This is a genomic window from Rhizobium croatiense, assembly GCF_019793465.1.
Lineage (GTDB): Bacteria > Pseudomonadota > Alphaproteobacteria > Rhizobiales > Rhizobiaceae > Rhizobium > Rhizobium croatiense.
In genome coordinates this window covers 49342-75545 of record NZ_JAILYJ010000015.1, presented here as the reverse complement: position 1 = coordinate 75545, position 26204 = coordinate 49342, and the positions used below count along the sequence as shown (strand labels likewise).

The following is a 26204-nucleotide window of genomic DNA, read 5'->3' as shown; positions in this document are numbered from 1 at the left end:
CTATCACGATTGCAGCGCGGTATCGCCCCAGTTCGAGACGGCCCAGCGCGGATTGTCCGCGACATTGAGCACGGTGTCGCGGGCGACGGTGATGAAGCCCCATTCCGCGACGTTGATCAGCGGCAGATCGGCGACGACGAGCTCCTGGAACTTGCGGTAGAGATCGGTGCGTGCCGCCGTGTCGACGGTCTCGGAGGCCTGCTTGATGATCTTGTCGAGCTCGGGATTGGCATAACCGCCCTGGTTGGAAAAAGGCACACCACCAGGCGTACCGGACTGAACGAGAATGGTGGTGGAGATCGCTGGATCGCCGCGGAACACCGGCGGGGCGACGGCGAGGTCGAAATCGTGGTCGGTGTAGACAGCCTTTTGGTGCGCGGCCGCATCGGCATTGACGATCTCGGCATCGATGCCGATCGCGGCAAGCGCCTGGCGAAGGTAATCGCCGAACTGGCGGGTCTCGTTGAAATAGGGCGCGGGGCGGAGCTTCAGCTTGAAGCGGTTGCCGTCCGCCCCCTGGGCATAACCCGCCTTGTCGAGAATATCGTTGGCGGCCGCCGGATTGAAATCATAGGTCGCGACATCGGAGCTATAGAATTCCGGCGCATTCTGCGGCACCGGGCCTGTGGCGGCGGCGGCATAACCGAGGAAGATCGTGTCGACCACGAATTTCTTGTCGATAGCGTGCGCGATCGCCTGGCGGACCCTGAGGTCGGCGAGCTCCTTGCGGCGGTGATTGATCTCGACGACGAGCTGGTAGGTCAAGGCCTCGTAACCCTTCGAGATCACCTTGATGCCGTCGACCTTGGAGATGCGGTCAAGATCGGCTAGCGGCACCGCCGAGAAGGCTGCCAGTTGGATTTCGCCGGCTTCGAGCGCCGCACCGGCCGACGCCCGGTCGGGCAGCACGCGGAAGATGACCTCGTCGAGTTTCGGCTGGTCCTTGTCCCAATAAGTCTCATTGCGCGTCAGCCGGTAGTATTCGCCGGGTTTGTGTTCGGCGAATTTGAACGGCCCGGTGCCGACAAGCTTGTTGTTGGCAGGATTGACGGCGATATCGCTGCCGTCGAAGATGTGTTTGGCGACGACGCTGGTGACGACGGGCAGGGCATTGCGAATGAGCTGGAACGGCGTCGGCTTGGAGAAGCGGAAGATGGCGGTGTAGTCGTCGGGCGTATCGACGGCCTCGAGATTGGCGAAGACAAGGCGGCCGAGATTCTGCAGCGGCTTCCAGATATTCAGGGCGGAGAAGGCGACATCGACCGAGGTGAACGGCTTGCCGTCGTGCCAGGTGACGCCGTCGCGTAGCTTGAAGGTGACGGAAAGGCCGTCGGCCGAGCCTTCCCAGGAGGTGGCAAGCCGCGGCGCAAGCCCGTCCTTGCCGTCAAAGGAGGCTTCGGCCAGTGGTTCGATCACCTTGCTGGCGATGAAAAAGACACCGTTCGAAGCGACGATGGCAGGGTTGAGGTTCTTGGGCTCGGAATCGGCCGCAACGACCAGTCTCCCGCCGCCAGGCGCGGTCTGCGCCAGCGCCTGGCGGGCGAGCGCCGTCGAGGCAAGCAGCAGAGCAGCGCCCTTCATCAGCGTGCGCCGCGAGATAGATGACACCGTCATGACCCCTCCTGATCGATCGAAACCGGCTACCATATTCGGCCCGAAATACCGGTTGGCATAGAGATTAAATTCGAATGATCGGGCTCCGCGAGACATTTTTTGTCACCCAGCCATTATATCCTCTGCGGTGCTCGCAGGGGAGGCCGAAGCCGGCAACCTTCAGGCCTCCGTCAGCTGAAATACGTCGCTTTCTCCTGCCACCAGTTCCAGTGGCCAGATCATGTTGCCACCGGCATCGGAATAGAAGTCTCGATAGGCCGGCATGCGGGCGAGCAGCATTTGGCCGAGCGCGACGCCGAGATCGTAGAGCGACATGCGGAAGCAGTTGAGCGAAGGCTGCAGAAATCGGGCGCGCGGGGCATCGCGGAAGCCGATCACCGCAAGATCGCGGCCGGGCAGGACGCCCGATTGCATCAGGCGGCGGTAAAGGCCGATCGCCATCAGTTCGTAGATCAGGATCACCGCCGTCGGCCGGTCCTCAAGCAGCAGCAGTTCATGGGCCGCCTGGTAGCCGCCCTGTTCGCTCGATTTGACGCGGATGACGAGCGACGGGTCGAAGGGAAGACCGTGCTGCTCGAGCGCACGGCGATAGCTCTAGACAAAGACGTAGCCGAGGTTGACCTCGCTCGACGGCGCCGTGATCGCGATCCGGCGGTGGCCGCGCGCGACCAGCCGTTCGACGGCGCGCTCGGCGACGCCTTCGAAGTCGAGGTCGATCCATGGGAAGCTGTTCGCCGAAAGGCTGCGACCGACCGTAACGAACGGAATCTTTGCCCGCGACAGAAGATCGATGCGGCGGTCGATGCGCTGTGTGTTCGAGATGATCATCGCATCGACCATGCGCCGCGCCACCATGCGCTTCAAATATTCGTGCGGATCCTCGTCGCTCGGGCAGGGCAGCATGACGAGGTCGAGCTTGTGGTGGGCGAAGACGCTCTGCAGGCCGCTGGTGACGCCGAGGAAGAAGTTATCGGCATTTTCGACCGCCTCCGTGCTCGATTCGATCATCAGCCCGATGACCTTCGTCTCTCCCTGCCTCAGGCTCCGCCCCGATTGGTTGGCAACATAGCCAAGCGCCTCAGCCGCCGCCAACACGCGAAGACGGGTTTCCTTATTGACATCCGGCCTGCCGTTCAGCGCGCGGGAGACCGTTCCGATCGAGATATCCAGGGATTCGGCAAGCTGGCGAATCCCTTTCATCTGTTGTGTTTTTCCTCCCGCCCGTAATTTCACAATTGGCCTCTATTGACACCGCAAAATGTTTTCGCCTACAGTCGTAAACGTTTACGGAGTGCGTGTCACGAGGAGAGTTGGCGCCATTCCCCGGAGGAAATCGTGAAATTCAGTGCCATTCTGTGCGGGTGCGGAGCTATGTCCAAAGGTTGGTTGCGTGCCATCGCGTCCAACCCTGATCTCGCTGGCTCCATCGCCATCGTCGGCCTTGTCGACATCAATCGCGAGACGGCGGAACAGCTCGCTGCCGAGTTCGGCCTCGACAGCGCCGTCATCGGTTCAGATCTCTCCGACGTCATCGCTGCCACGAAGGCAGATCTGGTCTTCGACATCGTCATTCCGTCCGCCCGTTACGATGTCGTTTCGACGGCACTCAAGGCCGGCTGCCATGTGCTGAGCGAAAAGCCGATGGCTGCCACGCTTGCCGAGGGCGCCGCGCTGATCGATCTCGCCGCCGAAACTGGCCGCATCCACGCCGTCATCCAGAACCGCCGCTTCATCTCCGGCATCCGGCGCCTGCGCCGTTTCGTCGACAGTGGCGCGATCGGTGATCTCACCGGCATTCATTGCGACTTCTTCCTTGCGCCGCATTTCGGCGGTTTCCGCGAGGAGATGGACAACGTGCTGCTTCTCGACATGGCGATCCACACCTTCGATGCCGCGCGTTACGTCGCCGACAGGAAGCCGCTGGCCGTCTATTGCGTCGAGCGCAATCCGAAGGGCTCGTGGTACCGGCACGGCGCCTCGGCCAATGCAATCTTCGAATTTTCCGACGATATCGTCTTCACCTATCGCGGCTCCTGGTGCGCCGAGGGCGAGCGCACCAGCTGGGAAAGTCAGTGGCGCCTGGTCGGCTCGAAGGGGATGCTGACCTGGGATGGCGAGGAGAGTTTCAAGGCGACTGTTGTCGGCGAGGAGCCAGGCCTTCTGCGCGGCTCTGCTGCCGTAAACGTTCCCGGTCCGGAACACGATGCCGAAACGCACGGCCACGCCAGCGTCATCGCCGATTTCATCGCGGCGATCCGCAGCGGCAAACAGCCCGAAACGGTCAATTCCGACAATATCAGAAGCCTCGCCATGGTCTTCGGTGCGATCGAAAGCGCCAAGACCGGCCGGCGCATCGAAATTTCAGCATAGGAAGACGTGACGTGAGCAACCCTGCAAAATCCATTCGCATCGGCACCATGGTCAGCGGCAACAAGGGCGATGCCGCCCAGCGCATCGGCCAGATTGCCGATCTGGGCTTCGAGAGCTTCGAGCCCTTCTTCTGGCAGACGACCAAGGGCCAGGATCTCGCCGAGCTCGGCAAACGCTGCCTCGATGCGATCGGCGATCGCGACATCACCATCTCGACGCTCGGCATGTTCGGCAATCCGCTGGAAGAGAGCGCAATCGACCTCGAGACCCTGCAGGGCTGGAAAGACTGCATCGACAATGCCCATCATTTCGGCGCGACCTGCGTTGCCGGCTTCACCGGCCGCATCCGCGGCAAGCCGCTGACCGACAGCCTGCCGCGCTACAAGCAGATCTGGAGCGAGCTTGCCAAGCGTGCCGCCGACAAAGGCATCAGGATCGCCTTCGAGAATTGCGCGATGGACGGCAACTGGGAAAGCGGCGACTGGAACATCGCCCATAATCCGGATGCCTGGGAGCTGATCTTCAACGAGACGCCGGACGACCATATCGGGCTGGAATGGGAACCATGCCATCAGATGGTCTATCTGATCGACCCCATGCCGCAGATCCGCAAATGGGCGCATAAAATCTTCCACGTCCATGGCAAGGACGCGACCATCCGCTGGGAGGTCATCAAGGAACACGGCATCTTCGGCAAGGAGAAATTCGTCTTCATGCGCACGCCGGGCTTTGGCGACAGCAACTGGACCGACATCATTTCCGAGCTGCGGCTTGCCGGCTGGTCAGGCTCGATCGACATCGAAGGCTGGCACGACCCGGTCTACCGCGACGAACTGGAAATGACCGGCCAGGTCTATGCGCTCAACCACCTCAAGCATGCCCGGGGCGGCGAATTCGTCGTCGATCCAGCCTGATGACATCGTTGCCGGCAAGGAGGAATTGCCGGCAACGGGGATAACCACAAAGGAGGAGAACCATGGCTATCCGCAAATATGCAATTCTCGGCGCTCTGGCGCTGGCAGGCGTTTCACTGTTCGGCCTCTCGGCCAAGGCCGAGGACGTCACGCTGACGCTCTGGTCGCTCGATAAGGACACCCAGCCCGCGCCCAACCTCGTCAAGGAGTTCAACGCCCAGAACAACGGCATCAAGATCGAATACCGGCTGATCCAGTTCGACGACGTCGTCACCGAGGCGATGCGCGCCTATGCGACCGGCCAGGCGCCCGACATCATCGCCGTCGACAATCCGGAACATGCGATGTTCTCGTCGCGCGGCGCCTTCCTCGATCTCACCGACATGATCGCCAAGTCGACCGTCATCAAGCCGGATAATTATTTCCCCGGCCCGCTGAAATCGGTCGAATGGGACGGCAAATATTACGGCGTGCCGAAAGCGACGAACACGATCGCGCTCTACTACAACAAGGATATGTTCAAAGCGAAGGGCCTCGATCCGGCGAAGCCGCCGCAGACCTGGGACGAGCTGGTCGAGGATGCGCGCAAGCTGACCGACCCCGCCAAGAACATCTACGGTCTCGCTTTCTCGGCCAAGGCCAATGAGGAGGGCACCTTCCAATTTCTCCCCTGGGCTCAGATGGGTGGCGGCAGCTATGAGCATATCAACGCCGACGGCGCGGTGAAGGCGCTCGGGATCTGGAAGACGATCATGGACGAGAAGCTCGCTTCTCCCGACACGCTGACGCGCGGCCAGTGGGATTCGACCGGCACGTTCAACTCCGGCAACGCGGCCATGGCGATCTCCGGTCCCTGGGAACTCGACCGCATGACGCAGGAAGCGAAATTCGACTGGGGCGTCACCCTGCTTCCGGTTCCCAAGGAAGGGGCTGAACGCTCGTCGGCCATGGGCGACTTCAACTGGGCGATCTTCGCCAGCAGCAAACATCCGGCCGAAGCCTTCAAGGCGCTCGAATTTTTCGCCTCGCAGGACGACAAGATGTTCAAGAATTTCGGCCAGCTTCCGGCCCGTTCCGACATCTCCATCCCCGAAAGCGGTCAGCCGCTGAAGGACGCCGCCCTCAAGGTCTTCCTCGAACAGCTGAAATACGCCAAGCCGCGCGGCCCCCATCCGCAATGGCCGAAGATCTCCAAGGCGATCCAGGACGCCATCCAGGCGGCGCTGACCGGCCAGATGAGCCCGAAGGACGCGCTCGACCAGGCCGCGGATAAGATCAAGGCTGTGTTAGGCTGAGCCTTGCTCCCCTTCTCCCGGCGGGGGTCCGAAGGACGGGTCGAGACACGCGGCTCGACCCAGGTACGGATGCCCGAAGGCAGATGAGGGGGTGAGGAGCAAAGCGACGAACGTCCTGAGCGTAAACGCGAAGGACAACTGCCGTCGAGCCTGCCGCCCCCTCATCCGCCCTATCGGGCACCTTCTCCCCGCTGGGGAGAAGGGATAACTCAACCATTTCCTCCCGGCAGGGGCCGCCTTCCGCATTTTGCGCCAGGCGGCCCCGATCGGAGCATCGGAGGACGCATGAAAAGGATCCTGATGAGCGTCAGGGACGGCCGCGGTTTCGATATCGTGCTCGTCGCTTTCCCGCTCGGCTTTCTGTTCCTGATGGCGGGGTTGCCGCTCATCTACAATGTGGTGATGAGTTTCCAGGAGGTCGACATGTTCAGCCTCGGGACCTTCTCGCGTCCTTTCGTCGGCTTCAAGAATTATACCGATCTCTTCGCACAGCCGGAAACGCTGCCGATCCTCGCGAACACCGTCATCTTCGTCACCGGCTCCATCGCCGGCCAGTTCCTGATCGGCTTCGGCCTGGCGCTGTTCTTCTGGGTCAGTTTCCCCGGCGCCTCGTGGATGCGCGGCCTGTTCCTCGTCTCCTGGGTAATGCCCGGCCTCGTTGTCGGCGCCATCTGGAACTGGATTCTTTCAGGCGATTTCGGCGTGCTGAATTTCATTCTCAGGGAAAGCGGCATCATCTCCGGCAATATCTTCTGGCGCTCGGACCCGCATTATTCGCTCTATGCCGTCATTATCGCCAATATCTGGCTCGGTACCTCGTTCAACATGATCCTGCTGTCCGTCGGTCTTGCCGGCATTCCCGCCGATCTCTACGAAGCGGCCGAACTCGACGGCGCCAATGTCTGGCAGCGTTTCTGGACGATCACGCTGCCGATGATGCGCTCGACGATCGGCGCGATCATCGCGCTCGGGCTGATTTTCACGCTGCAGCAGTTCGATCTTTTCGCCGCGATCACTTCGGGCGGACCGAACAATTCGTCGAACGTCACGCAATATTGGGCCTGGGACCTTTCCTTCCGCCAATATGATTTCGCCAAGGGCGCGACGATCTCCGTCATCATGATCGTCTTCGTCATGTTCGCCTCCGTCGTCTATGTCCGCTCCACACGTCATGAGGTGCGCGGATGAGCACGACCACGAACCGCGACCGGCTGATGCTGGCAATATCGATCGTCATGGCGGCGATCTATCTCTTCCCGCTCTATTGGATGTACATCACCGCGCTGAAAAGCGGCTCGGAGATGTTCGCCACGCCGCCGAGTTTCTGGCCGGCAGCACCGCAATGGGGCACCTACACCTATGTGTGGGAAAGCCGCGGCATGGGCCGCTATCTCTGGAATTCGCTGGTCATCGCGCTGGGCTCGGTAGTGCTGATCACGCTGCTCGGCGTCGGCTGCGCCTATGTGCTCGCCAGATACCGTAATGTCTGGGTGGATATCGGCCTGTTCCTGATCCTGATGCTGCAGGTCCTGCCAGCCTCGCTGATGATCACGCCGATCTTCGTCGGATTCTCGCAGATCGGCATGCTTTCTTATCCGCGGCTTGCTGTCATCATCGCGGTCGCGGCCAAGAGCATGCCGTTCTTCGTCATCCTGGTGCGCGCCACCTTCATGAGCGTTCCCCAGGAACTGGAAGAGGCAGCCCTCGTCGACGGCAATTCGCGGGTCGGCGCCTTCTTCAGCATCGTCCTGCCGCTCGCCCGCAACGGCATCCTCGTCAGCGCCATCCTGATCTTCATGCAGGCCTTCGGCGAATTCGTCTATTCGAAGTCGATGATCCAGGCGGTCGACCTTCAGCCGGCAAGCGTCGGTCTCAACTCCTTTATGGGGCCGAACACCAACGAGTGGAACAACATCATGGCCTACGCGACGATGTATGTGACGCCGATCCTTGCCATCTTCGTTCTCTTGCAGCGCCGCATCGTATCCGGCCTCACCTCTGGAGCCCTCAAATGACCACACAGATCGAGCTCAGAGGCGTCAACAAATATTACGGCGCCTTCCACGCCCTGAAGAACATCGACCTGTCGATCGCCAAGGGTACTTTCGTCGCGCTCGTCGGCCCTTCGGGCTGCGGCAAATCCACATTGCTGCGCTCGCTTGCCGGTCTTGAAAGCATTTCGACCGGCGACCTCCGGATCGCCGGCGAGCTGATGAACGGCGTGCCGCCGCGCAAGCGCGACGTCGCCATGGTGTTCCAGTCTTATGCGCTCTATCCGCACATGACGGTCGAGGAGAACCTGACCTACAGCCTGCGCATTCGCGGCATCGCCAAGGCGGAAGCCAAAAAGGCGGCAGAGGAGGTGGCGGCGACAACCGGTCTTTCGCATCTCCTCAAGCGTTATCCGCGCGAACTTTCCGGCGGCCAGCGCCAGCGCGTCGCCATGAGCCGCGCCATCATCCGCCATCCCAAAGCCTTCCTGTTCGACGAGCCGCTGTCCAACCTCGATGCGGCACTGCGTGTCCATATGCGCAAGGAAATCCGGTCGCTGCACGACCGGCTGAACGCAACCTTCGTTTACGTCACCCATGACCAGGTCGAAGCGATGACCATGGCCGATCATGTGGTGGTGATGCGCGACGGCATCATCGAGCAGCAGGGCGCACCGCTCGATCTCTACGACCGGCCGGCGAACCGGTTCGTGGCAGGCTTCATCGGTTCACCGGCGATGAATTTCATTCCGGCGATCGTCGCGGAAGACGGCAAGAGCCTGATGCTGGATTTCGGCGCCGTGAAGCAGAGACTTGCCATCGACCGCGCCATCGAGCCCGGACGCAAGCTCATCGCAGGTGTCCGGCCTGAACATATCGAGGTTGTCGCTCCCGGGCAGGGCAGTTTCGACGTGCCGATTGCCTTCGTCGAATCGACCGGCTCCTCGACCTTCATCGTCGCGGCGACCGAGCCGGAACTGACGATCGTCGAGACGCGCCGCGACAGGGTCAAAACAGGAGACATGATCGGCCTTTCGGTCGACCCGGCTCAGATCCATCTCTTCGATGCATCGACGGATCGCCTGATATAACAACAGGTGGACAGGGGCGAGAGTCAGCTTCATAAAACCATCATCGGCCTCTGCGAAGGGAGTGCTTTCGCACGAGTCACTTGCGTTTCATCTGCAGCATCCGGATCTTCTCATGGCATCCTCCCCGATATCAGCGCGTCTTTCGCCGACCGCGTCATCCCGCCTCATCGTGCTTGCCGAAACGGTCCTGAAGGCAGGCGAAACGGCCCGAGCCTCGCTGCGGCGGCGGACATCGGCAGAAATCCTGGCCAAGGCGCCGCGCGATTACCAGACCGAAATCGATGTCGCCGTCGAGCGGATCATTGTCGAGGAAATCACGAAGGCCTTTCCGGATTATGCCATCCAGGGCGAAGAGGCCGTCGGCAACCGCACAGGCGGGCCGGACACGCCGATCATCTACATCGACCCGATCGACGGCACCACCAATTACGCCTGGGGCGTTCCGCATTTCGGCATGACGATCGCCATCGCCGAAGGCGGCAGGCTGGTCGCTGGCGTCGTTTATGACGCCATGCAGGACGAATTGTTCAGCGCCGAGACCGGCGGCGGCGCCTATCTCAACGGCGAGCCTATCCGCTGCGCCGATATCGCCGACATCGAGAACGTGCTTATCGGCGCCGGCCTGCCGATCCCCGGGCAGGTCAAGGCGGTCGCCGAGGAAACCTATTTCGACGCCATCAAGCGTCTGATGGCAAATACGGCCGGCGTGCGCCGCCTCGGCTCGGCGGCACTGTCGATCGCCTATGTCGCCTGCGGCCGGCTGGACGGCTTTTTCGAGGACGGGCTTTCGATCCATGACTTTGGTGCCTCGGCGCTGATGGTCGAAGAGGCGGGCGGCATCGTCACCCGTTTTTCCGGGGCCGAGGTCGACGGGAAGGGCGATATCCTCGCCGCCAGCAAGGCATTGCATCCCTGGCTCAAGGATGGCTTTCTGGCAAAAGCATAGCCGTTTTAGACCGGCAGAAGTTGCCCGGCCTCCGCACCGCCCTTTGCCGGCGCCGACTGGTAGATGAGCGCGTTGTCGCGGAAAACGAAGAAGCTCATGAAGCTCGGCTCGACCTTCATCCCCGCCTGCAAGCGATCGTCCGGCGCCACCATCGCCTTCAGGCGACTGCCGTCGGCAAGATCGATATCGACCATTTTATGAGTGCCGAAATCGACGGTGCGATGGACTGTGGCGGCATCCGGCCGGTCCGCGAGCCGGATCGTCAGCGCTTCCGGGCGGGCGGCAAGGGTCACCGGCCCGTCTTCGACCGGGACGGCCAGCGGAAAGAGCGGATGGTCGCAGACGCCGTTCCTTGTGTGGCTGTGGACGAAATTCATCGAACCGATGAAACCGGCGACGAAGGCCGTCTGCGGCTGACGATAGATGGTGCTCGGCGGCGCGATCTGCTCGGTGCATCCGTCGCGCATGACGACGATGCGGTCGGCAAGCGCCAGGGCCTCGTCCTGGCCGTGGGTGACGAAGAGCGTGGTGATGCCGAGGCGCTGCTGGATATCGCGCACTTCCTCCCGCAGCCTTTCGCGCAGGTGCTGATCGAGGCTGGCGAAGGGCTCGTCGAGCAGTAGGATCTTCGGCTCGAGCACCAGCGAGCGGGCAAGCGCCACGCGCTGCTGCTGCCCGCCCGACAATTGCGTCGTCATCCGGCGCCCATAATCGCCAAGGCCGACCAGCGTCAAAGCGTTCTCCACGCGCTCACGGATTTCGGACTTCGGCAGCCGGCGGAGCTTCAAGCCGAAGGCGATGTTGTTGAAGACATCCATATGCGTCCAGAGCGCATGGCTCTGGAACACCATGCCGGTCGGCCGCCGCTCGGGCGGCAGGTTCGTTACGTCCCCGGCATCGATGCGGATCGTTCCGCCGCTCGGCCGCTCGAAGCCACCGATCATCCTCAGAAGCGTAGACTTGCCGGAGCCGGATGGGCCGAGCAGGCAGACGAGCTCGCCGTCGCCGACTTCAAGGGAGAAGTCGCGAACGGCAAAGGTGCTCCCGAACAGCTTCGAAACGCCTTCGATCGCCAGATGTGCCATGCTCAGATCCTTCCCTGTTTTGACGCGCGGCGCCTCACGCACCAAAACCTCTCGCAAAGGCGCCGGTGCCGACCACGCGGCGCGCAAACGTCAGCGCGATGAAGGACGGCACCCACAGCATCACCGAGAGCACGGCGCCGTATTGCACGACGATCTGATTGTTGATGAAGCTGATCATCAGCACCGGCATGGTGCGGATCTGAGGCGCGCCGATCAACCAGGCGCCTTCGGTTTCGTAGAAGGTGCCGACGAAGGTCAGGAGCAGTGCGGCTGATATCGTCGGGGCGGCCTGCGGCAGCGTGATCGACCAGAAGACGCGCAGCGGCGTGGCACCGGCGTCGCGCGCCGCCTCCTCCATGCGCCGGTCGACATTCTGAAAGGCCGCGACCGGAATCCAGATCATCAGCATCAGCGTGCCGACGAGCTGGATCAACACGACGCCCCAGAAGGTGCTGATCAGGCCGAGCTGCAGGAAAATGCCGGCAATGGCGACGAGCAGGCCGAATTTCGGAAAGGCATGCGATGCGAGGAACGAGAGGAACAGGATGTCCCTGCCGGGAAAGCGCATGCGCGCGAAGGCGTAAGCCGCAGGAAGGCAGATGATGGCGGAAAGAACGGTTACCGTCGTCGTCAGGCGCAGGCTGAGGAGCAGCGCGTCCCAGACATCCGGACGCGCCAGCGTTTGACCCCAGAAACGCAGGCCGAACCGCTGCGGGATGACCGAGGGGTAACGCCAGACCTCGGTGAAGGCCCATGTGCCGACGACGATGAGCGGCAGCGCGATGAACAGGGTCAGCAGGCATGCGAAGACGAGGCCGATCCAATCGAAGCGGAGCGCGATGCCTGGTTTGGCCGTCCTCATGCGCGTGCCTCGCGGTTCTTTGCGATCGACCGGACATAGAAAATGCCGAAAAGCAGGCAGAAGCCGAACGTGATGACGGCTTGGGTCATCGCGTTCAGCGGGTCGTTCATGTCGGCGAAAGTGCGCTGCATGAACGGCCCCATCATTTCAGGCGATGCCGGGCCGAGCACGTAGGGAAGGGTGAAGGCGGAGAAGATGCCGAGCACGGCGAAGGAGGCGGTCACCAGCAGGGAATTGCCCATGCGCGGCAGGATGATCGAGACGAAGACCCGAAGCGGCCTTGCGCCGACGTCGCGGGCGGCCTCGATGGCGCTGTTCGAGACGGAGGAAAGCCCGGCCGTCAGCATCAGCACCGTGAGCGGAAGATTGTCCCAGACGAGTCCGATGACCGGACCCCAGGGCGTCAGATAGGGCGTGCGCAGTTTGGGCAGGCCGACGGCGTTCAGCAGCAGGTCGACCGTGCCGTTCGGCCCGATCGTCCTGATCAGCGCATAGGCAAGGATGATCGACGGCACGAACATCGGAAAGATCGCCAGGGCCTGCACATAGGCGGCGAGCCGCCCTTGTGAAAACCTGAGGTAAAGCGCGATCGGAAGGCCGATCGCCAGCAGCAGGACACCGCAGACGGCGGTGGTCCAGAGCGTCAGCCACAGATTGCCGAGGCTGTAGCCGTCGGTGAAGAAGAAACGATAGGAGGCGAGCGAGACCTCGGTCGCACCGTCAGGACCCCGAACGAGGATCGTGCCGACGACCGCCGAGAAGATCGGGAAGATGATCAGCCATGCGAGCAGGAACACCGGCAGGGCAACGAGGAGGAGCCCGATCGAGCTCCCCCTGTTGATGAACCGGTGACGGCTGAGGGCCGCCGGCGCAGCATCGGCGGCGGACATCAGGTGCGGCTGATGCTCGGAGCGACGTTGCGGTACCAGCCGTCATTGATCGCCTTTTCCCAATCGCCGCTCGGGAAGGTCGGGATGGTCGACGGAATGACATCGGCATATTTCTTGCGCAGGTCGTCGGAGATGTGGTCCCAGGAGACGGCGGGGAAGCCGCCGATCTGAGTGATGATCGCTTCCTGCATTTCCTTCGTCAGCATGAATGCGGCAAGTTGCAGGGCCGCGTCCTTGTTGGCGCCGTTCGAGAAGACCGTGATGCTGGAGAAACCGCCGCAAAGGGCGAGATCGCCGAGCTGCACGAGGCCGGTCGTGTCCGGCAGCACGCCCTGCGCAATCGCCTGCAGCACCTGATCCGACCAGACCGGCACCATGGTGACGACGCCCTGGGCGAGCAGCTGGATCGACTGGGTATTGCCTGCTGTATACGCACCCTTGTCGTAGAGCGAGGGAGCGAGATCGCTGAGGATCTTCCAGGCCGGCGTCAGCGCCTCGGTGGCGAGGTCTGCGGTGAAATTGTCGACCTTGAACTTCTTCGGATCGCGGCCGTTCACTTCATGGATCGCGCGGCGGACGAAGTTGCCGCCCGAGCCGCCCTTGTCGGGCCTGTTGTAGATGAACTGGCCCGGGTTGGCCTTGATCCACGCGGTCAGCTGATCCCAGCTCTTCGGCGCATTCTTCGGGTCGAGTTTGGTCGTGTCGTAGGCGAGAAGCACCTGCGAACCGCGATAGGGAAGCGAATAAGGCGTGTCGAGGGCGAGCGGGTTGATGCGATCGTAGCCTTCGATATTCTCGGCGGAGAATTTGACCCAGAGGCCGGCATCGATGCCGCCGGACGGCAGACGCGGATCGAACTGCTCGAAGAGGTCGGCCTGCGGATCGGTCTTCGTCTTCAGCGCCGCGAGCGCGCGGTCGGCGATGGCGCGCAGGCCGTTATTGTCGCCGGCATCGGTCACCTTCAGGGCGACGTCAGGATGCGCCTTTTGAAAGGCGGGGCGGATGATGTTGTTCCAGAGGTCGACGATATTGGCATCCGAGCCGCTATAGAGGTCGATCGTGCCGGCCGCGGCCGATGCGAAACGCGGAAGAGCCAGAAGACCGGCCGCAGCCGAGGATGTGATCAGAAATTCACGTCTATTCATAACCCATCTCCATCAGGTGTCGAGGCTCTGCCTCCGCGGGATTGTCCAAGGCTTTGCTAACGCCGGCGGGTAACATCGACATGACAGGAGCGGGCCTGTTTGCAGAGAAATTGCACAGCTGTGCTTGTTTCCGCCTTATGGAAATCGGCGCCGCGAGACACTATCTCTGGGCAAACAAGGAGACACCCAATGACCGAAGAACGTGCAGTGCTCGCCGGCGGCTGCTTCTGGGGCATGCAGGACCTCATCCGCCGCTATAAGGGCGTGATTTCGACCCGCGTCGGCTATACCGGTGGCGACGTGCCGAATGCCACCTACCGCAACCACGGAACCCATGCCGAGGCGATCGAAATCATCTTCGATCCCGCCAGAATCAGCTATCGGGACATCCTCGAATTCTTCTTCCAGATCCACGATCCGAGCACGCGCAACCGCCAGGGCAACGACGTCGGCACCAGCTATCGTTCGGCAATCTTCTATGTCAGCCCCGAGCAGGAGCAAGTCGCCAGAGATACGATCGCCGATGTCGACGCATCCGGCCTCTGGCCCGGCAAGGTCGTCACCGACGTCCTGCCGGCCGGCGACTTTTGGGAGGCCGAACCCGAGCATCAGGACTATCTGGAGCGCATCCCGAACGGCTATACCTGCCATTTCGTCCGGCCCGGCTGGAAGCTGCCGGCCCGCCAGAAGATCGCCTGATGCAATTCAGGCATGCCGGAAGCGACGCCGGCACGCATGGCTCCAGCCGTTTAGCGATTGGGTGATGGCCTGGTATGATCGGCAATAATGCGCACCATCTCGTCAATGTCGCGATCGTGAATCTCGTGCCCTCCGCCGGCAATCCGGTGCAGATCCGCCTTCGGCACGACACGGGTGAAGGCCTCTCCGTGCTCGATCGGAAACAGCGGATCCGCTGTGCCGTGGATCGCGAGAACCGGCGCCTTGATGTTGGACGCATGCACGGTGGCGGCCTTGTCCCCGCTTAACAGCATGAAATGATTGGTCGCACTGACAAAGGACGTGGCGCGGCCCATGTCGCGCGCGATCAGCGCACTCGCCGCCTCGGCATCGTGCGGATGCCTGGTGCCGGCCAACATGGCTGAATCGCGACGCATGAAATCGGCAATGGCTTCAAGGTCCGACCAGTCGATATGCTCGGCAGCGGCGGAGTGTTCATTGTAAGCCCCGGTGGAGGAGGGCAGGCCGTCGATCCCGATCGGGGAGGTGCTGATCAGGGTGAGGGTCAGCACACGCCGGGGGTGGCGCAAAGCGGCTTCTTGCGCGACGAAACCGCCCATCGACATGCCGACCAGATGCGCGGCTTCAATGCCATAGCCATCGAGAACGGCGATGGCGTCTTCGGACAGATCGTCAAACGAATAGCCGGGCTCACCCGGCGCATAATGCGTGGAAAGGCCGGTGTCACGCTGGTCGTAGCGGATGACGTAGCGTCCCCGTGCGGCAAGTTCCTCACAGAACCGTTCCGGCCACCACAGCATCGAGGACATCACTCCCATGATCAACAGGATCGGTGCGCCGGCCGGGTCGCCGAAGGCTTGGGTCTGGAGTTTGACACCCGTGAGTTCAACCATCTTTTCGGTGACGAGCATTGATCCGGTCGTTTGCATGCTTCAATCCTTCCGATTGCATATCGCAACTAGTTCATCACCTTGCACAACTGATCCTAATATGCAATCTGTTTTCGCGTAAGCTGACACGCGTGACAGCGACTTGAATTGCCCATCCAACAAAGCAGAGGGAAGCGTTATGGCGTTGGATCGTGCCGACTTTTACGATGCGGAATTGGCAAGACACAATCAGCACCTCAGGATTGCCGCCGGCGTCGGCCCGGGCGATCGAGTGCTCGATATCGGCTGCGGTGCAGGACAAACGACGCGCGAGGCCGCCCGCGCCGCAAGGCAGGGAGAAGCGGTCGGTGTGGACGTTTCGGCTGAAATGCTCGAGATCGCAAGGCGACGGAGTGCCGCGGAGGGTTTGCGAAATGTGGTTTTCGAGCAGGCGAACGCGCCGTTCCACGCCTTCCTGCCAGCCAGGTTCGACCTCTGTATCAGCCGGTTCGGCGTGATGTTTTTTGCCGATCCGGCGGCGGCATTTGCCAATATCGGCCGAGCGATGCGGCCGGGCGGGCGTATCGTTTGGATGGTGTGGCAGAGCCGGGAGCGCAACGTCTGGTCCGGCGCCATCCGTCAGGCTCTGGCGCCTGAACCTGCCGTTTCCCCAGGTGCTCCCAATCCGTTTTCGCTGGGCGATCCAACCGTCGCAACGGAGCTTCTCAGCGCAGCAGGCTTTGTCTCGATCGACTTTGCCGAGGTGCGGGAGCCGGTCTTCTACGGATCGAACGTCGAAGCGGCGCTTGAGTCGTTCATCGGCCTCTATCTTGTGAAGGACGCGCTCGCACAAACCGCTGAACCGCCAGACCAACCGCTGCAGCGGCTGCGCGATCTACTGGAGGCGCATACGACTCCGGAGGGTGTGTTGTTCGACTCGCAGGCGTGGATCATCACCGCTCGCCGAGCGGCGGGATAGGCAGAGGAGCCGGGTAGGCTTCGCGCCACCGACGGTCAGCGCCGTCACTTCTCAATAGCGAGGTATGTAGTCCAGACCGCCGTCGATCCGGGCCGGACGCCCGTTCAGAAAAAGCTCGCCGATACGCGGCGCCGTGCGGGCGACGACCTTGCCGCGGCGGATCACCGCCAGCCGGTTCGGCCTCAGCCGCAGCGCCTCCAGCGTATCGTTTGCCTGGAGGATGATGAGGTCCGCATTGCAACCTTTCTCCAGCCCGTAGCCTGCAAGCCCCATCGTCTTCGCCGAATTGACGGTCAGTGCGTCGAAGATCCTTTTCTTGTCGTCGATGCCGGCCATCTGCGCGACATGGATCGCCATGTGGCCAACCTCCAGCATGTCGCCGGACCCCATCGAATACCACGGATCCATGACGCAATCGTGCCCGAAGGAGACATTCAGCCCGGCATCCATCAGCTCGCGGACGCGGGTCATGCCGCGGCGTTTCGGATAGGTGTCGTGCCGGCCCTGCAGCATGATGTTGATCAGCGGATTGGGGATCACGTTGATCTCCGCCTCTGCCATCAGCGGGATGAGCTTGGAAACATAATAATTGTCCATCGAATGCATCGAGGTCAGATGCGAGCCGGCGACACGTCCCTGCAGGCCGAAGCGGATGGTTTGCGCGGCCAGCGTCTCGATATGGCGCGAGAGCGGATCGTCGGTTTCGTCGCAATGCATGTCGACCGGCAGGCCGCGATCGGCGGCGATGCGGCAGAGCGCCTCGACCGACGCCGTGCCTTCGCCCATCGTCCGTTCGAAGTGAGGAATGCCACCGACGATATCGACGCCCATAGCGAGCGCCCGGTTGAGCGCGTCGATCGCGCCCGGCGAGCGGTAATAACCGTCCTGGGGAAAAGCGACCAGTTGCAGATCGATATAGGGCGCGACCCTTTCGCGGACTTCGATCATCGCCTCGACGGTCACCAGTCTGGGATCACTCGTATCGACATGGCTGCGGATGAACAGCAGGCCTTGCGTGACCGCGAGATCGCAATAGCGCAGCGCGCGGTCGACCAATTCCTCCTTCGTCACGATCGGGCGCAGCTCTCCCCAGAGCGCGATACCTTCGAGCAGCGTACCCGATACGTTCATTCGCGGCAGGCCGAGCGATAGCGTGGCGTCCATGTGAAAATGCGGATCGACGAAAGGCGGGCTGACCAGCCTGCCGGTTGCGTCGATTTCCTCCGGCGCGTGCGCCTGCAGATTGCGCTCGACGGCAATGATCCTGTCGCCCTCAATGCCGATGTCGATGCCGGTTCGGCCATCGGGGAGATTTGCGTTTCTGACGATTAGATCGAACATCGGAACCTCGTTGGAAAAGGCGGCTTCACCGCTCACCGCGACGATAGGGCTGCATCAGCGCCTGCGGGACGCGGGCACGGCGGGCCATGATGGCGAGAGCCGCAATGGAAAGGATATAGGGCGTCATCAGGAAGAGCTGATAGGGTACAAGTCCGCTTAACGCCGTTTGCAGCCGAAGCTGAAAGGCATCGAAGAAGGCGAAGAGCAAGGCCCCGAACAGCGCGCGTCCCGGCCGCCAGGAGGCGAACACGACAAGTGCGATGCAGATCCAGCCGCGCCCCTGCACCATGGTCGGGAAGAAGCTGTTGAACGCCGACAATGTCAGGAAAGCGCCGCCCATTCCCATCAGCGCGCTGCCGATGATGACTGCACCGTATCGCACCTTCATCGGATTGACGCCCTGGGCTTCCGCCGCATGCGGATTTTCACCGGTCATGCGGATTGCGAGCCCCACGGGCGTTCGGAAGATGATGTAGGCCATCAAGAGGGCGATAAGGATCGCAAGATAGGTCGGCGCCGTCTGCGTAAAGAGAGCCGGGCCGATGAATGGCAGCGTCGAGAGGCCGGGAATGGCGATCGGCTGGAACGGCATGATAGTGGGTGGCGTATTGGCGAGCGGCACGATCAGCCTGAAGACATAATAGCTGAAACTGGAGGCAAAGAGCGTGACGCCGAGACCGGAGACGTGCTGGGACAGGCCGAGCGTCACCGTCAGCGACGCGTGCAGCAGGCCGAAGAAGCCGCCGGCGACCGCCGCGATCAGCAGGCCGGTCCACAGATCGGCGCCGTGATAGACGGAAAGCCAGCCGATCATCGCGCCGAAGGTCATGATGCCTTCGATGCCGAGATTAAGCACGCCGGCCCGTTCGCAGAGCAAAGCGCCGAGCGTGCCGAAAATCAGCGGCGTGGCGATCCGCAGGACTGCCGCCCATAGCCCGGCAGAGGCGATGATATCGAACAGTTGCGTCATCGCCTTATCCTGTATTGGGTGAAGAACAATGCGATCAGCATCGTCAGCAGCGACAGCGCCACCGTAACGTCGGCAATATAGGTCGGGATGCCGAGACCCCGGCTCATGCCGTCCGCGCCGACGAACATCGTCGCCGTAAATATGGCGGCGAAGACGACGCCGAGCGGATTGAGATTGGCAAGCATCGCCACCACGATGCCGGCGTAGCCGAAACCGGGCGACAGGTCGGTCGTCACGTAACCCTTAACGCCCATCACTTCGATTGCTCCCGCAAGCCCTGCAAGCCCACCGGAGAGACAGGCAACCTTCACCAGTGTTCTTCCGAGCGGCACACCAGCAAAAACCGCACCGGCAGGATTGAGGCCCGCGGCGCGCGACTGCATGCCAAATACGGTGCGGGACTGGACGAAGTGAATGATGATCGCCAGCACGATCGCGATCGCAAATCCGATATGCAGGCGCGAGCGGGCGATCAGCTTCGCCAGCATGGCATGATCGCTAACGGATTGCGACTGCGGCCAGCCAAAGGCGAGCGGATCCTTGAGGACGCCGTCTATGAGCATCGAGACGAAAAGTACGGCGATGAAATTCATCAGCAGGCTTGTGACGACCTCATCGACGGAAAAGCGCAACCTCAGCCACAGCGGGATCAAAATCAGCACCATGCCGGCAATGGCACCAACCAGCAGCAGTAGTGGAATGAGAATGGTTGCCGGAAGATTGCCGAGCAGTTTCGAGCTTGCCGCAGCAACGGCGATGGCGCCGAGATAGAACTGGCCCTCGGCGCCGATATTCCAGAGTCGCGCGCGGAAAGCGACGGCGGCGGCAAGTCCGGTCAGCATCAGTGGCGTTGCCCGCGTCAGCGTTTCGGTCGCCGAAAGCCGCGAGCCGAAGGCCCCGGTCAGGATGCGCCAATAGGCGTCCAGGACAGGTGCGCCGGCGATCGAGATCAAGATGCCCGCCAGCCCCAGCGCCGCGATGATGGCGATGACGGGTGTGGCGACCAGCAGGTAAAGCGGGCGGTGCTCGCGGCGCTCAAATCGCATGATCGGCCTCGCGGGTCTCTTGCCATTCGCCGGCCATCATCAGCCCCAGCCTGCGGGCGTCGGCGCCATCGGCGTCGACGGGCGGCGACAGCCGGCCGCCGACGATCGCCTGTATGCGGTCTGCGAGCGCAATCACCTCGTCAAGATCCTCTGATATCAGCAGCACCGCAGTCCCCTGCCGGCGGGCTTCCAGCAGGCGCGCATGCACAGCGGCCACAGCCCCTTCATCAAGGCCGCGGGCAGGCTGGGCAGCAAGCAGAATGCGCGGCCGCCGATAGAGGCTGCGCCCAAGAATGAGCTTTTGCATATTGCCGCCGGACAGCAGCCGTGTGCGGATCGCCGGGCCGCCGCCGCGAACGTCGAAGCCGTCGATGATCGCGCGCGCGAAGGCTATGCCGGCCTTGCGGTTGACGAGGCCGTGGCGCGAGAAGGCCGGCGAGGCGATCCGCTCCAGCACGGCGTTTTCCCAGATCGCCATTTCCCCGATCACGCCCTCATGGTTGCGGTCCTCGGGAATGCGGCCGATGCCGGCTTCGACGACATCGGCGACGTCAAGATTGCCGACCACTTCGCCGAACAGCCGGAGGTCGCCGCTGCTGCGCGCCAGCGTGCCGGAAAGAAGATGCGCCAATGCCGCCTGGCCATTGCCGGAAACGCCAATAATGCCGAGGATCTCTCCCTGATGTAGCCGGAAGCTGATCGATTTCAGACGATCGATGCCGCCGCTTCGCACGGTCACGCCCGAAGCCTCGAGTGCAATGTCACCGGGTGTCGACGGTTGGCGAACGGGCCGCGTTACGCGGTGCCCGACCATCAGCTCGGCGAGTTCCGCCTTGCTCGTTTCCGACGCCCTGCGCTCGGCGACCATCCTGCCTGTGCGCAGCACGACGATGCGGTCTGCCGCCGCCATTACCTCGTCGAGCTTGTGCGAAATGAAGATCAGCGACAGGCCCTGGCGGGCCATTTCCTTCAGGGTCGTGAACAGCCGCTCGGCTTCGATGTTGGTCAGCACCGCCGTCGGCTCATCGAGGATCAAGATGCGGGCATCGTTGTAGAGCGCCTTGAGGATTTCCACTCTTTGCTGCTCGCCGACCGAAAGGTCGCCAAGACGGGCGTTCGGATCGACCTGGAGACCAAAGCGCTCCGAAATCGCCAGGAGCTTCTTGCGCGCCGCCGATGTTGCCGATCGCCAGGACCAAAGCCCTTCCGTGCCGGTCATGACGTTTTCGAGAACGGTCAGATTGGGTGCGAGCGAGAAATGCTGATGCACCATGCCGACGCCGGCGCGGATTGCCGCGCGCGGCTTGCCCTGCGGCAACTCGGCGCCGTCGATCAGAATTCGGCCGGCATCAGGCACGTAGTGGCCGAAAAGGATGCTCATCAGCGTGGTCTTGCCCGCGCCGTTCTCGCCGAGCAGGGCGACGACCTCGCCTTTGGCCAGCGTCATGGAAATATCGTCATTGGCAAGGTTGGCGCCGAAGCTTTTGCTGACGCCGACAATTTCCAGAACAGGCCCGGTCATGACGGCAACCCCGCCACCGGAAAACGGTGCTGCCATCGCCCCTCGGCCTCCAGGCGTGCCGCAAGCGACAGAAGCCTCGGCTCGTGACCCATCGGCATCATGAGCTGCACCGGTAGCGGCATGGCGTGTTCATCCTGTCCGAAAGGCAGCGTCAAAGCAGGAAAACCCGAAACATTGGCAAGGCAGGCAAGCGGCGCAAACGCAGTCATTCGCTCCAGATGCAGATCGGTGTCGGCATGATCGGTCGGAAACGAGCCGATCGCAAGGGGCGCGGAGGCGAGCATCGGCATCAGGATGCAATCGACCGTATCGAGCAGCCCCCAGACCGCATGGCTCACCAGAACTGCATCGTTTAACGTATGCCAAAGCCTGGCGGCTGAAAGCGCCCGCCCGCGCATCGCAAAAGCCTGCGTGAGAGGCTCGGCCTTGCTTTCTTCAAGCGCTGCCGCCTCGATGAGGGCGGCGAGATTGACGGAAACGATATCGGCGAAGGCACGGCTGCTGGCGGCAACACTCCATTCGAAGTCGGCCCAGGCCAAGGGAACGATGGCATGTCCGTCCTTCGCGAGCACACGCGCGGCGTCCGCGACGGCTGCAAGGCGGCGATCCTCGGTGGGGTAGGCCGGCCCGGTGTCGGTCAACAGGCCGATCCGCAAACGGCCGGTGTCGACATCGGCGGGAGAGGGATCCGGAACGGGTCCGCGTGCATTGCCGCTTAGCCGGTCGAAGATCAATGCCGCATCCCGCACCGAGCGGCAGACCGCCAGTTCGCTCGCAATGCCGGCAAGATGATTGCCGAAAGATGGTCCGCCGGGGATGGCGCCGCGGGTCGGCTTCATTCCGACAAGGCCCAACAGGCGGCGGGCACGCGGATCGAGCCGCCGGCGTCGGTGGCATGGGCAATCGCCACGATCCCGGCGGCAACGGCTGCCGCCGCACCGCCCGACGAGCCGCCGGCGGTGCGGGCCGGATCGAGCGGGTTGCGACAGACAGGCCCGATTGCCGGTTCGCTGGCGAGCGAGAGGCCGAATTCCGGGCTCGTCGTCAGGCCGAACAGACAGAAGCCGGCCTCGCGGAACCGCGAAGCGAGATCGGAGTCGGCTCCGCCGCCTTTTCTCTCAAAGAGGCGGGAGCCGGCCGTTACCGGCAGTCCGCGGAAGGGACCGCCAAGATCCTTCGCCAAGGTCGGCACGCCGGCAAAGGGCCGCGCCGAGAAACGCTCCGGCGCGCGCTGCCGTTCCTCGTCGCAGGCCTGCGCCGCGGCGAGACCCATGGCGCCGTCGAGATAGGCTATTGTGCCGAGCGGCTCAAGCCGCGCGGCTGCCTCGATGGAGATCTGCATCGCTTCTACGGCGCTCAGGCTGCCATGCCTGAGCGCCGCCGCCAGTTCCGTCGCGTCGCCCTGCATCAGTCGAACTACTTCGGCTCTTCCATCATCTTCGGAACTTCGAAGGTGCCAGCTTTGATCTCGGCTCGCTTGGCTTCCATAGCAGCCTCAGCCTCGGCAGGCGCAACACCCTTGACGAAGACGATATCGCTGCCGCCTTCCTTCATCAGACCGTAGGACGTGTAGTTCCTCCCGACTGGTTTGCCGGCAGCGACATCGGCGATCGCGGCATTGAGGATCGGGCGGAAATACCACATGGCGTTGGCAAACACCGTGTCCGGATAACGCGGCGTGTAATCGACCAGCGAGCCGACCGACTTGATGCCGCGTTCCTTGGCAGCATCGGCCGTGCCGATGCGCTCGCCGAACAGGATATCGGCGCCGGCGTCGATCTGGGCGAGGCCGGCCTCGCGGGCCTTCGGCGGGTCGAAGAAGGTACCGATGAACGACACCAGGTGCTTTGCGTCGGGATTGACAGCCTTGACGCCCGCGGCAAAGGCATTGATCAGCATGTTGACTTCGGGAATCGGGATGGCGCCGACCGAACCGACGACGTTCGACTTGGTCATCTTGCCCGCAAGCATGCCGGCCAGATAGGCGCCGTCATGATTCCACGTGCCGAAGACACCGAAATTGTCGCCGGCCTGCTCGCCGCTCGAACCCAGCACGAAAGCGGTCTCCGGATAGTCGGCCGCGACCTGCCGGGCTTCCTTCTCCACCGCATAGGCCTCGCCGATGATCAGCTTGTTGCCCTGTTCGGCATATTCGCGCATGGCGCGCGGATAATCGGTGCCGGAGACACCTTCGGAAAAGACATATTCGATGACGCCTTCCTTGGCGGCGTCCTGGAGGGCCTTGTGAAGACAGGAATTCCAGGCATTTTCAACCGGCGACGCATGAATGCCGGCAACTTTCAGCGGGGCGGCAGCCCTTGCGAGCGGGGCGAAGCTGCTCACTCCGAGCGCAATGCCCGATGCGATCACTGCCCGGCGTGAAATCAGGATGTCTTTGGTCATCGATTGCTCCCCTTTTTTTACCATCTGGTTCAAAAATCATAGTATCGCCTAAAAAGGTGTCAAGGAGAGAACAGGCTTAAAAATCAGGCTGATCGCCCCTTTAGGCTCTTTCTTCGGCCGCCGAATTTATGCGTGCCCACATGGCGTCGCGACTTGGCGGAAAGACCGCGGCGTGGCAGGCTGCACCCCGATGCCGTCGCGCTTCCCGGTTGAGAATTTCTCTTCCAACGCGCGCCTCCATCGCTTCGACGCGAGGAAAGCTCGGACCGGATCTACAGGGCTTGGCGCGACGATATTTGCAGGATATGCAGAGAACTGTTGGGGTGGGGAAACAAGTAAATGGGTGATGAAGAACACGCCTCGCGGCGACCGATCGCGAGCCGGTCGTCGTCCTGGGCGATCGCCCTGAGCGCGTGGCTGGCGCGCACCGGCGTCACGCTGAACAGCATTTCGCTTCTCTCGATCCTGTTTGCCGGCATCGGCGCGGCGCTCATCCTGTTCACCTCACATCCGATCGCCGCCTCCATCATCATCGCGGCCGGCAGCCTCGTCACCTACATCACCCGTACGATAACGGTTTCCCATTCGCTGGAGAGACTATGACCGCGCTTGTCCGTCGCCTCCTCGTGTTGTTCGTCCGTATCATGGTCGGCGCCCGAAGCGAGTGGCGGGGCTGCAAGCCCGACACGCGCCGCCGTATCTATTTCGCCAATCACAACAGTCATGTCGATACCGTCGCCGTCATGGCCGCCCTGCCGTATCAGGTGCGGCGGCTGACCCATCCGGTGGCGGCGCGCGACTATTGGGGAACCAGCGCCCTTCGCCGTTTCATTGCGGAGAAGGGCCTGCGCGCCGTTCTGATCGACCGCAAGCCTCTGCCGGACAGCAACCCGCTGGAGCCGCTCGAGCGCCTGCTCGAGGAAGGGCGTTCGATCCTGATTTTTCCCGAGGGGACGAGAAGCGCCACCGAGGAGATCGCTCCGTTCCGCAGCGGCATCTATCGCCTTGCCTGCCGCTTCCCCGATGTCGATCTCATACCGATCCATCTCGACAATCTGCAGCGCATCCTGCCGAAGGGAAGCATACTGATCGTGCCGATCACCTGCACGGCACGCTTCGGCAAGCCGCTGCGCGTCGAACCCGGCGAAGGCAAGGACGCATTCCTGGCGCGGGCCCGCGCCGCGGTCATCGAGCTGGCAGATGGAGGGCGCACCGCATGACCAGCCTTTTCTCCATCGTCCTTGCCGCAATCCTCGGCCTGCTCGCCGTCGCCTCCGCCATCGGCTTCATCCTGCAGCGACGGGCGACCGAGCCTGGCTCCGTCGCCACCGTCCAGAACCTCAACGCCCGCATCCGTTCCTGGTGGGTCATGGTCGCGGTGTTCGGCGGCGCGATCCTGCTCGGCGATACGGCGGTGGTTATCCTGTTCGCGTTCCTGTCCTTCATGGCGCTGCGCGAATTCTGGACGCTGACGCCGTCACGGCGCGGCGATCACCTGGCGCTGTTCCTGTCCTTCTTCGTCGTCCTGCCGCTGCACTATGTGCTGCTCGGAACGTTATGGTACGGCCTCTTTGCGATCTTCATTCCGGTCTATGCCTTCCTGATCCTGCCGGCGGTGGCGACGCTCACCGGCGACGTCAAGGAATTCCTGGCGCGGACCGCCAGGGTGCAATGGGGCTTGATGCTGACGGTCTATTCGATCAGCCATGCGCCCGCGCTGCTGATGCTTGAGACAGGCACACCGCCGGCGCTTCTTCTCGTCTATCTCGTTATCGTCGTGCAGCTCAGCGACGTCTTCCAGTATGTCTGGGGCAAGCTTCTGGGAAAACATCGTTTCTCGCCGAACATCAGCCCGTCGAAGACGCTCGAGGGCCTGATCGGCGGCGGTGCCTCGGCGATCCTGGTCGGAACGATGCTCTACCGGCTGACGCCGTTCTCACCCCTGCAGGCGGCAGCCGTCAGCACGGTCATCGTCGTTGCCGGCTTCTTCGGCGGCTTCGTGCTCTCGGCGATCAAGCGCGATCTCAACGCCAAGGACTGGGGTTATGTGATCGAAGGCCATGGCGGCGTGCTCGACCGGCTGGATTCTATCACCTTTGCCGCACCGCTATTCTTCCACATCATCCGCTACTGGTTCACCATGTGAGGATATCCGCCGCATGCGGCCGGTTC

The 26204-nt window shown here is 62.5% G+C and carries 22 protein-coding genes and 3 pseudogenes; 12 read left to right on the top strand and 13 right to left on the bottom strand.

Translation table 11 applies throughout. The features are described from left to right. Window positions 1-3: 3 nt before the first annotated feature. Together K6M89_RS22645 and K6M89_RS22640 are read right to left on the bottom strand one after the other, a co-directional pair. Entirely contained in the window at window positions 4-1614 is a 1611-nt protein-coding gene (locus K6M89_RS22645) for an ABC transporter substrate-binding protein (protein WP_222141058.1), read from the bottom strand. A gap of 159 nt (window positions 1615-1773) precedes the next feature. Further along, window positions 1774-2814: pseudogene (locus K6M89_RS22640) on the bottom strand (substrate-binding domain-containing protein). Window positions 2815-2949: 135 nt separating this feature from the next. Here K6M89_RS22640 and K6M89_RS22635 point away from each other — a divergent pair. The 7 genes from K6M89_RS22635 (at window position 2950) to K6M89_RS22605 (ending at window position 10221) form a co-directional block, all read left to right on the top strand. Then, on the top strand, window positions 2950-3984 hold the full coding sequence (locus K6M89_RS22635; RefSeq protein WP_222141057.1) for a Gfo/Idh/MocA family protein: 1035 nt from the start codon (window positions 2950-2952) through the stop codon (window positions 3982-3984). An 11-nt stretch (window positions 3985-3995) separates the two neighbouring features. Next, a complete protein-coding gene (locus K6M89_RS22630; RefSeq protein ID WP_097583331.1) occupies window positions 3996-4898 on the top strand; it encodes a sugar phosphate isomerase/epimerase family protein in 903 nt (300 codons plus the stop codon). Between the two features lie 62 nt (window positions 4899-4960). Continuing rightward, a complete protein-coding gene (locus K6M89_RS22625; protein ID WP_040112947.1) occupies window positions 4961-6193 on the top strand; it encodes an ABC transporter substrate-binding protein in 1233 nt (410 codons plus the stop codon). 285 nt (window positions 6194-6478) lie between these two features. Continuing rightward, window positions 6479-7381 carry a carbohydrate ABC transporter permease gene (locus K6M89_RS22620; RefSeq protein ID WP_222141056.1) on the top strand — a complete coding sequence of 301 codons (903 nt, stop codon included), beginning with the start codon at window positions 6479-6481 and terminating at the stop codon, window positions 7379-7381. Beyond that, on the top strand, window positions 7378-8208 hold the full coding sequence (locus tag K6M89_RS22615) for a carbohydrate ABC transporter permease (RefSeq protein ID WP_222141055.1): 831 nt from the start codon (window positions 7378-7380) through the stop codon (window positions 8206-8208). The genes K6M89_RS22620 and K6M89_RS22615 overlap by 4 nt, the downstream gene beginning before the upstream one ends. Then, window positions 8205-9275, top strand: coding sequence for an ABC transporter ATP-binding protein (locus K6M89_RS22610; RefSeq protein WP_222141054.1), 1071 nt, complete (start codon window positions 8205-8207; stop codon window positions 9273-9275). Before K6M89_RS22615 ends, K6M89_RS22610 begins: the two co-directional genes overlap by 4 nt. Window positions 9276-9387: 112 nt before the next feature. Next, window positions 9388-10221 carry an inositol monophosphatase family protein gene (locus K6M89_RS22605; RefSeq protein ID WP_222141053.1) on the top strand — a complete coding sequence of 278 codons (834 nt, stop codon included), beginning with the start codon at window positions 9388-9390 and terminating at the stop codon, window positions 10219-10221. Window positions 10222-10226: 5 nt separating this feature from the next. Here K6M89_RS22605 and K6M89_RS22600 read toward each other — a convergent pair whose 3' ends face one another. From K6M89_RS22600 to K6M89_RS22585, 4 genes are read right to left on the bottom strand one after another with little or no spacing between them, the layout of a single operon-like run. Beyond that, on the bottom strand, window positions 10227-11306 hold the full coding sequence (locus K6M89_RS22600; RefSeq protein WP_222141052.1) for an ABC transporter ATP-binding protein: 1080 nt from the start codon (window positions 11304-11306) through the stop codon (window positions 10227-10229). Between the two features lie 34 nt (window positions 11307-11340). Further along, entirely contained in the window at window positions 11341-12168 is an 828-nt protein-coding gene (locus K6M89_RS22595; protein WP_222141051.1) for an ABC transporter permease, read from the bottom strand. After that, window positions 12165-13058, bottom strand: a complete 894-nt coding sequence (locus K6M89_RS22590) for an ABC transporter permease (protein WP_222141050.1) — start codon at window positions 13056-13058, stop codon at window positions 12165-12167. Before K6M89_RS22590 ends, K6M89_RS22595 begins: the two co-directional genes overlap by 4 nt. Beyond that, window positions 13058-14203: an extracellular solute-binding protein gene (locus K6M89_RS22585; RefSeq protein ID WP_222141049.1), complete on the bottom strand. Its 1146-nt coding sequence runs from the start codon at window positions 14201-14203 to the stop codon at window positions 13058-13060. Before K6M89_RS22585 ends, K6M89_RS22590 begins: the two co-directional genes overlap by 1 nt. Before the next feature lie 189 nt (window positions 14204-14392). On the opposite strand from K6M89_RS22585, the gene msrA reads away from it, so the two are divergent. Then, window positions 14393-14902, top strand: a complete 510-nt coding sequence (msrA, locus tag K6M89_RS22580) for a peptide-methionine (S)-S-oxide reductase MsrA (RefSeq protein ID WP_222141048.1) — start codon at window positions 14393-14395, stop codon at window positions 14900-14902. 50 nt (window positions 14903-14952) lie between these two features. Here msrA and K6M89_RS22575 read toward each other — a convergent pair whose 3' ends face one another. Continuing rightward, complete coding sequence (locus tag K6M89_RS22575; protein ID WP_369010568.1) at window positions 14953-15831, bottom strand: alpha/beta fold hydrolase; 879 nt, start codon at window positions 15829-15831, stop codon at window positions 14953-14955. Window positions 15832-15970: 139 nt separating this feature from the next. On the opposite strand from K6M89_RS22575, the gene K6M89_RS22570 reads away from it, so the two are divergent. Continuing rightward, window positions 15971-16750, top strand: a complete 780-nt coding sequence (locus K6M89_RS22570; protein ID WP_222141047.1) for a class I SAM-dependent methyltransferase — start codon at window positions 15971-15973, stop codon at window positions 16748-16750. A gap of 51 nt (window positions 16751-16801) precedes the next feature. Here the strand turns inward: K6M89_RS22570 and K6M89_RS22565 are convergent, their stop codons facing one another. The 6 genes and pseudogenes from K6M89_RS22565 to K6M89_RS22540 all read right to left on the bottom strand — a co-directional run bounded on the left by K6M89_RS22565 (window position 16802) and on the right by K6M89_RS22540 (window position 24032). Next, window positions 16802-18091 (bottom strand): amidohydrolase family protein, encoded by a 1290-nt coding sequence (locus tag K6M89_RS22565; protein WP_222141046.1) that lies wholly within the window; start codon window positions 18089-18091, stop codon window positions 16802-16804. A gap of 25 nt (window positions 18092-18116) precedes the next feature. Beyond that, window positions 18117-19061, bottom strand: a complete 945-nt coding sequence (locus K6M89_RS22560) for an ABC transporter permease (protein WP_222141045.1) — start codon at window positions 19059-19061, stop codon at window positions 18117-18119. Beyond that, complete coding sequence (locus tag K6M89_RS22555) at window positions 19058-20107, bottom strand: ABC transporter permease (RefSeq protein WP_222141044.1); 1050 nt, start codon at window positions 20105-20107, stop codon at window positions 19058-19060. The genes K6M89_RS22560 and K6M89_RS22555 overlap by 4 nt, the downstream gene beginning before the upstream one ends. Continuing rightward, window positions 20097-21629, bottom strand: a complete 1533-nt coding sequence (locus tag K6M89_RS22550; RefSeq protein WP_222141136.1) for an ABC transporter ATP-binding protein — start codon at window positions 21627-21629, stop codon at window positions 20097-20099. The genes K6M89_RS22555 and K6M89_RS22550 overlap by 11 nt, the downstream gene beginning before the upstream one ends. Continuing rightward, window positions 21626-23037 (bottom strand): annotated as a pseudogene (locus K6M89_RS22545) (amidase). Before K6M89_RS22545 ends, K6M89_RS22550 begins: the two are co-directional and overlap by 4 nt. 8 nt (window positions 23038-23045) lie before the next feature. Then, a complete protein-coding gene (locus K6M89_RS22540; protein WP_097583360.1) occupies window positions 23046-24032 on the bottom strand; it encodes a BMP family protein in 987 nt (328 codons plus the stop codon). Window positions 24033-24371: 339 nt separating this feature from the next. On the opposite strand from K6M89_RS22540, the pseudogene K6M89_RS22535 reads away from it, so the two are divergent. The 3 genes and pseudogenes from K6M89_RS22535 to K6M89_RS22525 form a co-directional block, all read left to right on the top strand. Continuing rightward, window positions 24372-24551 (top strand): annotated as a pseudogene (locus K6M89_RS22535) (CDP-alcohol phosphatidyltransferase family protein); the annotation flags it as partial. Window positions 24552-24631: 80 nt separating this feature from the next. Beyond that, complete coding sequence (locus K6M89_RS22530) at window positions 24632-25252, top strand: lysophospholipid acyltransferase family protein (RefSeq protein WP_222141043.1); 621 nt, start codon at window positions 24632-24634, stop codon at window positions 25250-25252. After that, on the top strand, window positions 25249-26178 hold the full coding sequence (locus tag K6M89_RS22525; protein WP_222141042.1) for a phosphatidate cytidylyltransferase: 930 nt from the start codon (window positions 25249-25251) through the stop codon (window positions 26176-26178). Before K6M89_RS22530 ends, K6M89_RS22525 begins: the two co-directional genes overlap by 4 nt. The last annotated feature ends 26 nt before the right edge of the window (window positions 26179-26204 follow it).

Coding starts and splice junctions, on each gene's coding strand:
- K6M89_RS22645 (WP_222141058.1), bottom strand. CDS start 1,614: ATGACGGTGTCATCTATCTCGCGGCGCACGCTGATGAAGGGCGCTGCT.
- K6M89_RS22625 (WP_040112947.1), top strand. CDS start 4,961: ATGGCTATCCGCAAATATGCAATTCTCGGCGCTCTGGCGCTGGCAGGC.
- K6M89_RS22620 (WP_222141056.1), top strand. CDS start 6,479: ATGAAAAGGATCCTGATGAGCGTCAGGGACGGCCGCGGTTTCGATATC.
- K6M89_RS22615 (WP_222141055.1), top strand. CDS start 7,378: ATGAGCACGACCACGAACCGCGACCGGCTGATGCTGGCAATATCGATC.
- K6M89_RS22610 (WP_222141054.1), top strand. CDS start 8,205: ATGACCACACAGATCGAGCTCAGAGGCGTCAACAAATATTACGGCGCC.
- K6M89_RS22605 (WP_222141053.1), top strand. CDS start 9,388: ATGGCATCCTCCCCGATATCAGCGCGTCTTTCGCCGACCGCGTCATCC.
- K6M89_RS22600 (WP_222141052.1), bottom strand. CDS start 11,306: ATGGCACATCTGGCGATCGAAGGCGTTTCGAAGCTGTTCGGGAGCACC.
- K6M89_RS22595 (WP_222141051.1), bottom strand. CDS start 12,168: ATGAGGACGGCCAAACCAGGCATCGCGCTCCGCTTCGATTGGATCGGC.
- K6M89_RS22590 (WP_222141050.1), bottom strand. CDS start 13,058: ATGTCCGCCGCCGATGCTGCGCCGGCGGCCCTCAGCCGTCACCGGTTC.
- K6M89_RS22585 (WP_222141049.1), bottom strand. CDS start 14,203: ATGAATAGACGTGAATTTCTGATCACATCCTCGGCTGCGGCCGGTCTT.
- msrA (WP_222141048.1), top strand. CDS start 14,393: ATGACCGAAGAACGTGCAGTGCTCGCCGGCGGCTGCTTCTGGGGCATG.
- K6M89_RS22575 (WP_369010568.1), bottom strand. CDS start 15,831: ATGCAAACGACCGGATCAATGCTCGTCACCGAAAAGATGGTTGAACTC.
- K6M89_RS22570 (WP_222141047.1), top strand. CDS start 15,971: ATGGCGTTGGATCGTGCCGACTTTTACGATGCGGAATTGGCAAGACAC.
- K6M89_RS22565 (WP_222141046.1), bottom strand. CDS start 18,091: ATGTTCGATCTAATCGTCAGAAACGCAAATCTCCCCGATGGCCGAACC.
- K6M89_RS22560 (WP_222141045.1), bottom strand. CDS start 19,061: ATGACGCAACTGTTCGATATCATCGCCTCTGCCGGGCTATGGGCGGCA.
- K6M89_RS22555 (WP_222141044.1), bottom strand. CDS start 20,107: ATGCGATTTGAGCGCCGCGAGCACCGCCCGCTTTACCTGCTGGTCGCC.
- K6M89_RS22550 (WP_222141136.1), bottom strand. CDS start 21,629: ATGACCGGGCCTGTTCTGGAAATTGTCGGCGTCAGCAAAAGCTTCGGC.
- K6M89_RS22540 (WP_097583360.1), bottom strand. CDS start 24,032: ATGACCAAAGACATCCTGATTTCACGCCGGGCAGTGATCGCATCGGGC.
- K6M89_RS22530 (WP_222141043.1), top strand. CDS start 24,632: ATGACCGCGCTTGTCCGTCGCCTCCTCGTGTTGTTCGTCCGTATCATG.
- K6M89_RS22525 (WP_222141042.1), top strand. CDS start 25,249: ATGACCAGCCTTTTCTCCATCGTCCTTGCCGCAATCCTCGGCCTGCTC.